Annotated in this window: 7 protein-coding genes and 1 pseudogene; 4 read left to right on the forward strand and 4 right to left on the reverse strand. The window is 72.6% G+C overall.

Features of this window, described 5'->3' with window-relative positions; translation table 11 throughout:
* The coding region (locus HUW36_RS21425; RefSeq protein WP_174529806.1) for a carbohydrate-binding protein at nucleotides 1-1,371 on the forward strand (1,371 nt) is incomplete at its 5' end.
* Nucleotides 1,372-1,380: 9 nt separating this feature from the next.
* Here the strand turns inward: HUW36_RS21425 and HUW36_RS21430 are convergent.
* Together HUW36_RS21430 and HUW36_RS21435 are read right to left on the reverse strand one after the other, a co-directional pair.
* Nucleotides 1,381-2,046 carry a DedA family protein gene (locus HUW36_RS21430; protein WP_174529807.1) on the reverse strand — a complete coding sequence of 222 codons (666 nt, stop codon included), beginning with the start codon at nucleotides 2,044-2,046 and terminating at the stop codon, nucleotides 1,381-1,383.
* A gap of 71 nt (nucleotides 2,047-2,117) precedes the next feature.
* On the reverse strand, nucleotides 2,118-2,711 hold the full coding sequence (locus HUW36_RS21435; protein WP_174529808.1) for a DUF1349 domain-containing protein: 594 nt from the start codon (nucleotides 2,709-2,711) through the stop codon (nucleotides 2,118-2,120).
* Between the two features lie 53 nt (nucleotides 2,712-2,764).
* Between HUW36_RS21435 and HUW36_RS21440 the strand changes: the two genes are divergently transcribed.
* Complete coding sequence (locus HUW36_RS21440; RefSeq protein ID WP_174529809.1) at nucleotides 2,765-4,417, forward strand: alpha-amylase family protein; 1,653 nt, start codon at nucleotides 2,765-2,767, stop codon at nucleotides 4,415-4,417.
* Nucleotides 4,418-4,477: 60 nt separating this feature from the next.
* Entirely contained in the window at nucleotides 4,478-5,236 is a 759-nt protein-coding gene (gene fabG, locus HUW36_RS21445; protein ID WP_174529810.1) for a 3-oxoacyl-ACP reductase FabG, read from the forward strand.
* On the opposite strand, the pseudogene HUW36_RS21450 reads toward fabG, so the two are convergent.
* Nucleotides 5,209-5,677: pseudogene (locus HUW36_RS21450) on the reverse strand (hypothetical protein). The gene fabG and the pseudogene HUW36_RS21450 overlap by 28 nt on opposite strands.
* Nucleotides 5,670-6,065: a hypothetical protein gene (locus HUW36_RS21455; RefSeq protein WP_174529812.1), complete on the reverse strand. Its 396-nt coding sequence runs from the start codon at nucleotides 6,063-6,065 to the stop codon at nucleotides 5,670-5,672. The pseudogene HUW36_RS21450 and the gene HUW36_RS21455 overlap by 8 nt, the downstream one beginning before the upstream one ends.
* A gap of 151 nt (nucleotides 6,066-6,216) precedes the next feature.
* Here HUW36_RS21455 and HUW36_RS21460 point away from each other — a divergent pair, with 151 nt between their 5' ends.
* On the forward strand, nucleotides 6,217-7,113 hold the full coding sequence (locus HUW36_RS21460; RefSeq protein ID WP_174529813.1) for a Gfo/Idh/MocA family protein: 897 nt from the start codon (nucleotides 6,217-6,219) through the stop codon (nucleotides 7,111-7,113).
* Nucleotides 7,114-7,265 lie beyond the last annotated feature (152 nt).

The raw sequence follows: 7,265 nt of genomic DNA on the forward strand, positions 1-7,265 counted from the left end.
CGCCGGCTCGCCCTGGCCGCCGCCGCGCTCGCCGCCACCACCGCGCTCGCCGGCGTCTCGATGACCGCGCAGGCGGCCGTGCCCGCTCCGCCCTCCGGATGGAGCCTGGTCTGGAGCGACGACTTCACCGGCGCCGCCGGCACGCTGCCCTCGTCCGCGAACTGGATCATCGACACCGGCACCAGCTACCCGGGCGGGCCGGCCAACTGGGGCACCGGCGAGATCCAGACCTACACCTCCAGCACCGCCAACCTGGCCCAGGACGGCGCCGGCAACCTGCGCATCACGCCGCTGCGGGACGCCGCCGGCCGCTGGACCTCGGCCCGGATCGAGACGGTACGGGCCAACTTCAAGCCGCCGGCGGGCGGCGTGCTGGCCCTGGAGGGCCGGATCCAGATGCCCAACGTCACCGGCGCGGCGGCGGCCGGCTACTGGCCGGCGTTCTGGGCGCTCGGCTCCCCCTACCGGGGCAACTACCAGAACTGGCCGGGCATCGGCGAGTTCGACGTGATGGAGAACGTCAACGGCATCAACTCGGTCTGGGGCGTGCTGCACTGCGGCGTCGCGCCCGGCGGCCCGTGCGGCGAGTTCAACGGCATCGGCGCGTCCCGGGCCTGCCCCGGCAGCACCTGCCAGTCGGCGTTCCACACCTACCGGTTCGAGTGGGACGCCTCGGTGAGCCCGCAGCAACTGCGCTGGTACGTCGACGGCCAGCTCTTCCACACCGTCGGACAGAACCAGGTCGGCGAGCCGTACTGGGGGCAGATGACCAACCACGCCGGCTACTTCATGCTGCTCAACGTGGCCATGGGCGGCGGCTTCCCGGACGGCGTGGCCGGCTCGGCCACGCCGACCGCGGCCACCGTCTCCGGCCGGCCCATGCTCGTCGACTACGTGGCGGCCTACACCCGGGGCGGCGGGGGCAACCCGTCGCCGACCCCGACCACCCCACCGCCGGGCGGGGCGCGGGACGCCTACGCCACCATCCAGGCCGAGTCGTTCAACGCGCAGAACGGCGTGCAGGTGGAGACGTGCGCCGAGGGCGGCCAGGACATCGGCTGGCTGGCCAACGGCGACTGGGCCCGCTACGACAACGTCGACTTCGGCTCCACCCCGCCGCGCGACTTCGTGGCCCGGGTGGCCTCCGGCGCGGCGGCCGGGGTGAGCGGACTGGTCGAGGTCCGGGTGGACAGCCCGACCGCGCCGCCGATCGGCAGCTTCGCGGTCGGCAACACGGGTGGCTGGCAGAGCTGGCGGTCGGTGCCCGGCAACGTGGGCGCGGTGACCGGCCGGCACACGGTCTACCTGACCTTCAACAGCGGCCAGCCGTCCGACTTCGTCAACGTCAACTGGTTCACGTTCCGCCGCTGAGGCGGCCGGTCAGCGCCCGGCGGTCACCGACTGCCGCCGGGCGCGCCGCCGGCGTACCTTCTTCACCGCCCAGCTGACGATCATGATGCCGAAGACGGCGAAGATCGCGTAGTTGAACCACTGGCTGTACCTGTCGACGTCCTCCCACCGCGAACCGAGGGCGAAGCCGGCGCCGACGATCAACGCGTTCCACACCCCGCTGCCCAGCGTGGTGAGCAGGACGAACTCGCCCAGCGGCATGCGGTTCGCGCCGGCCGGGATCGACACCAGGCTGCGGACCACCGGCACCACCCGGCCGATCAGCACCGCCCAGCGGCCGTGCCGCTCGAACCACCGGTCGGCCTTCTCCAGGTCTTCCAGGTCGACCAGCGGGATGTGGTCCAGCCACCGCTTCAGGCGGTCCTCACCGAGCGCCGCGCCGAGCCAGTAGAGCACCAGCGCGCCGAGCAGCGACCCGGCCGTCGCGGCGAGCACGATCAGCACCACGTTGAACCGGCCCTCGGCGGAGAGGTAGCCGGCCATCGCCAACACGATCTCGCTCGGGATCGGCGGGATGATGCTCTCCAACGCCACCAACAGGGCCACGCCCACCGCGCCGAACGAGTCGATCACGCTGGCCACCCAGCCGGTCAGCCCGGTGAACTGGTTCGGGTCGACGTCTTGGGCCAGGGCCATGAGCGGTCCTTCCACAGGGTTGCCGGGGATCCGGAGGTAGTACCCGGACCCGCCTCACCCACACCTGTGGCTCAGGTCTCCTGGTGCAGCGCCGCGTCCGCCGGCCCCCGCCGCCAACCGGTGAAGCGGACCACCAGGCCGCCCCGGCTCGGCGAACAGCAGTACGGCCCGGCCGACGCGTCGGCCGCCGGGTCGAGCGGCGCGACCCGGACCAGCCGCCACGGCTCCCCGTCCACCCGGGCCCGCACGGTCAGCGCGTCCCCGGCGCGGCTCACCCGCACCGTCACGTCCCGCCCCGTCCAGTCCGGCACCGGCGCCACCGACCAGTCGGAGAACTCGTCCGTCACCACGGCGCCGACCTGCGGAGCGCCGTCGCTCACCTCGACCCCGGCCTTGGTCCACCGCCGCTCGTCCACCCGGACGAACACGCCGGCCTGGTCGAACTGCGCGGCGTAGTCCAGGCGGAACGAGACCTCGACGGCGCTGTCCACGGGGAACGGCGCGAGCAGCGCCGAGCCGTCGTCGTGCACGAAGCCGTAGCTGGTGCGCCGCCAGAAGTCGCTGCCGCCACGCGGCTCCACCAGCAGGCCGCCGTCGACCGGCTCCGCCCGCTCCGGCGGGTTCAGCCAGACGCCTGCGGACCAGTCGGAAGCCTCGTCGCTCATGGGGGCACCGTAGCGGGTTTGCGGAAGCGGCCGTTCGGAGAAGTAGTTGCCGCATGGGTGACAGGTGGTATCAGGAGGCGGTCGTCTACTGCCTCGACGTCGACACGTACGCGGACTCCGACGGCGACGGGGTGGGTGACTTCCAGGGCCTGATCGGGCGGCTCGACTACCTTGCCCGCCTGGGGGTGACCTGCATCTGGCTCAACCCGATCCACCCTTCGCCGAACAAGGACGACGGGTACGACGCCACCGACTTCTACAACGTCGACCCGCGGCTCGGCACCCTCGGCGACTTCGCCGAGCTGCTGCACCAGGCGCAGAACCACGGCATCCGGGTGATCATCGACCTGGTGGTCAACCACACCTCCGACCAGCACCCGTGGTTCCAGTCCGCCCGCTCCTCGCCGGACTCGCCGTACCGGGACTGGTACGTCTGGGCCGACCACGAGCCGGACGACCGACACCAGGGCATGGTGTTCCCGGGCGAGCAGCACGAGACGTGGACCTACGACCGCACCGCCAAGGCCTGGTACTACCACCGCTTCTACAAGTTCCAGCCGGACCTCAACATCGAGAACCCGAAGGTCCGCGCGGAGATCAAGAAGATCACCTCGTTCTGGCTCCAGCTCGGCGTCTCCGGCTTCCGGATGGACGCCGTGCCGTTCATCATCGAGCGCACCGAGCCGGGCAACCCGAACTCGCCCAAGGACTTCGACTTCCTCACCGACCTGCGTCAGCACGTGCAGTGGCGCCGGGGCGACGCGGTCCTGCTCGCCGAGGCGAACGTCGAGCCGGAGGAACTGCCCGTCTACTTCGGCGACGGCAGCGGCTCGGGCAACCGGATCCACATGCTGTTCGACTTCATGCTCAACGGCCGGTTGATGCTCGCCCTCGCGCGGGAGGACCCGGAGACGATCATCGACGCGCTGCGCGACACCCCGAAGCTGCCCACCGGCGGCCAGTGGGCGACGTTCCTGCGCAACCACGACGAGATCGACCTGTCCCGGCTCACCGCCGACCAGCGCAACGACGTGCTGGCGACGTTCGGTCCGGACGAGAACATGCAGCTCTACGGCCGGGGCATCCGCCGCCGCCTCGCCCCGATGCTCGGCAACGACCGCCGGCACCTCGAACTGGCGTACGCGCTCCAGTTCTCGCTGCGCGGCACGCCGGTGCTGCGCTACGGCGAGGAGATCGGGATGGGGGAGGACCTGGCGCTGGACGGCCGGGACGCGATCCGCACCCCGATGCAGTGGTCGTACAAGGAGAACGCCGGCTTCTCCACCGCCGAGCCGGAGAAGCTGGTCCGCCCGGTGATCGACAAGGGCGAGTTCGGCTACCAGCAGGTCAACGTCACCGCCCAGCGTAAGGACCCGCGTTCGCTGCTGGGCTGGTTCGAGCGGATGATCCGCACGCTGCGGGAGGCGCCGGAGGTCGGCTCCGGCAGCACCACCCACATCGACGTGCCGATGCCTCCCGGCGTGCTCGCGCACCGCGCCGACGGGCGTACCGGGACCATGGTCTTCCTGCACAACCTCGGCACCGAGGACGTCGAGGTCGACCTGAGCACGTTGGCCGCGGAGGCGGACCTGCCGATCGACGTGCTGACCGACCGCAACTACGAGGAGGTCGGCAAGCTCGACCGGCTCAAGCTCGCCGGCCACGGCTACCGCTGGATCCGGCTCTGTCGGGGCCAGGGCCTCTGACGACGGCGGCGTGCGCGGGTTAGGCTCCTTCGATCGACCCCAAGTTACCGGGAGGTAATCATGTCGGAGGAGCCCCGCGTCGCCATCGTGACCGGAGCCGCGCGCGGCATCGGCGCGGCCACCGCCCGCCGGCTGGCGGCCGACGGCATGGCCGTCGCCGTGGTCGACATCGACGAGTCCGCCACCAAGGAGACCGTGGACGGCATCGTCGCCGCGGGCGGCCGGGCGCTGGGCGTCGGCGCCGACGTCTCCGACCGGGCCCAGGTGGAGGCCGCCGTCGAGCGGGTCGCCGGCGAGCTGGGCGCGCCCACCGTGCTGGTCAACAACGCCGGCGTGCTCCGGGACAACCTGCTGTTCAAGATGACCGACGCCGACTGGGACACGGTCATGGGTGTGCACCTGCGCGGCGCCTTCCTGTTCAGCCAGGCCGCGCAGAAGCACATGGTCGAGCGCAAGTGGGGCCGGATCGTCAACCTCTCCAGCACCTCGGCGCTGGGCAACCGGGGGCAGGCGAACTACTCGGCCGCCAAGGCCGGCCTCCAGGGCTTCACCAAGACGCTGGCGATCGAGCTGGGCCCGTTCGGGGTGACCGTCAACGCGGTCGCGCCGGGCTTCATCGTCACCGACATGACCGCGGCGACCGCGGCGCGGATGAAGGTCGACTTCGAGGCGCTCCAGCAGCACGCCGCCGCCGAGATCCCGGTACGCCGTCCCGGCCGCCCGGAGGACGTCGCGCACACCATCTCGTTCCTGGCCAGCGAGGGCGCGTCGTTCGTCTCCGGCCAGGTCATCTACGTCGCGGGCGGCCCGAAGGACTGACCGCTGCCCCGGGCGCGGCCCCGCTCAGGCGGGGTCGCGCCGGGTGCGCCAGAGCCAGCACAGACCGAGCACCGGCAGCACCAGCGGGATGTAGCCGTAGCCGCTGCCGAAGTCCGACCACACCGTCTCGTCCGGGAACAGTTCGGGGTCGGCGATGCTCAGCACGCCGACCGCGAGGACCCCGACCAGCTCGACCGAGCAGCAGGCCAGCGCCACCCGGCGGCCGGCGTGGCCGGCGCGGGCCAGCCCGACCGCCGCCACGATGTAGATCAGCGCCGCCAGCGCGGAGAGCAGGTACGCCACCGGCGCCTCGCCGAACCTGGTGGCGATCTGCAGCCCGGCGCGCGAGGTCGCGGCGATGGCGAACAGGATGTAGACCGCGATCAACAGCCGGCCCGGCCCCCGGTTGGTGGCGCGTTCCGGCGCCCGGGTCTCAGCCACCCACGACCTCCCAGGTCTGTTGCAGCCGGACCACCACGACCGGCGTCACCAGGCAGATCGCACAGACGATCGCGGAGCCCCAGCGGGTGGGTTCCATCCGGGCCAGCACCCAGGCCAGCGGCGGCAGGCACACGAGCGTCACCAGGTAGCCGAAGAACGCGCCCGGCTCGCCCGGCCGGTCGCCCCCGCCGAGCGCGACAAGCGCCACCACGGTCAGCGCGAGCAGCGCCACCTCCAGCACGGCCAGGCCGACGAACTGGATCCGGTCCGGTGGCTGCTGACGCACGGCTGCCACCAGGGCCCAGACCGCGACCGCCAGCGAAAGCACGATCGGGATCGTGGCGAGGATCCCGTCCACCGGCGAGCCGGCCGCCGCGGCGCCGGTCATCGACGCTGTGTCGTTCACCGGCCCAGTCTACTAATCCGTGTAGTAGCGGCTGTCCCGCCGGGTCGAGGCGCGCCGGGCGGGTCGGGCGACTAGCGTGGATCACGGCCCCGGGCGTACGCCGGCGGCCGACGACGACGGCAGGGGGTCCGGGGTGCGGTTCGGGTTGTTCGGCACCGGTCACTGGGCGGCGGAGACACACGCCGCGGCCATCGACGCGCACCCTCGGGCGCGACTGGCCGGCGTGTGGGGGCGGAACCCGGCGAAGGCGCAGGAGCTGGCCACCCGGCACGGCGTACCGGCCTTCACCGAGGTCGACGCGTTGCTCGAAGCCTGCGACGCGGTCGCCGTGGCGCTCCCGCCCGACGTGCAGGCCGACATCGCCGTCCGGGCCGCCACCGCCGGGCGGCACCTGCTGCTGGACAAGCCGCTCGCGCTCGGCCTGGCCGACGCCGACCGGGTGGTCGACGCGGCCCAGGCGTCCGGGGTGGCCTCGGTGGTCTTCTTCACCCAGCGCTTCCACCCGAACGTCACAGGCTTCCTCGCCTCGACCGCCGCCGCCGGCGGCTGGCAGCACGCGCGGGCCACCATGTTCGCCTCGATCTACCAGCCCGGGAACCCGTACGGCGACTCGCAGTGGCGTCGGGACCGGGGTGCGCTCTGGGACATCGGCCCGCACGCGCTGTCGCTGATCCTGCCGGTGCTCGGTCGGGTCACCCGGGTCGCCGCGATGGACGGGCCGAGCGGCCTGGTGCATCTCCTGCTCACCCACGACGGCGGCGCGACCAGCTCGCTCTCGCTCACCCTGGACGCGCCGGCCGAGGCGGTCGCCCGGGACTTCGTGTTCTTCGGCGAGAACGGCACCGAGAGCGTCCCGCCCGGCGACGGCAGTGTCCTGCAGGCGTTCGGCACCGCGCTCGACCAGTTGCTGGAGGAGGTCGACGCGGGCACCCGGGACCACCGCTGCGACGTGCGCTTCGGCCGCGAGGTGGTGGCGGTGCTCGACGCGGCGGAGACCGCCCGGGCCCAGGGCCGCACGGTCGAGCTGTAGAAATCCCGTCGCGGGCGGGGCGGCCCGCCGCTAGCCTGGCCGGCATGTTCACGCATGCCCTGATCGACGTGGCCGCCGCGCCGGCCGCGTGGGGGCTCCTCCTGGTCGCCCGCCCGCGGTTCCGGCGCCCGGCCCTGGCCGGCCGGGACGCC

This window comes from Micromonospora maritima (assembly GCF_902825405.1).
Classification (GTDB): Bacteria; Actinomycetota; Actinomycetes; order Mycobacteriales; family Micromonosporaceae; genus Micromonospora; species Micromonospora maritima.

Excerpts from the sequence above, each read along its gene's own strand:
- HUW36_RS21430 (WP_174529807.1), bottom strand. The coding sequence starts at position 2,046 with ATGGCCCTGGCCCAAGACGTCGACCCGAACCAGTTCACCGGGCTGACC.
- HUW36_RS21435 (WP_174529808.1), bottom strand. The coding sequence starts at position 2,711 with ATGAGCGACGAGGCTTCCGACTGGTCCGCAGGCGTCTGGCTGAACCCG.
- HUW36_RS21440 (WP_174529809.1), top strand. The coding sequence starts at position 2,765 with ATGGGTGACAGGTGGTATCAGGAGGCGGTCGTCTACTGCCTCGACGTC.
- fabG (WP_174529810.1), top strand. The coding sequence starts at position 4,478 with ATGTCGGAGGAGCCCCGCGTCGCCATCGTGACCGGAGCCGCGCGCGGC.
- HUW36_RS21455 (WP_174529812.1), bottom strand. The coding sequence starts at position 6,065 with ATGACCGGCGCCGCGGCGGCCGGCTCGCCGGTGGACGGGATCCTCGCC.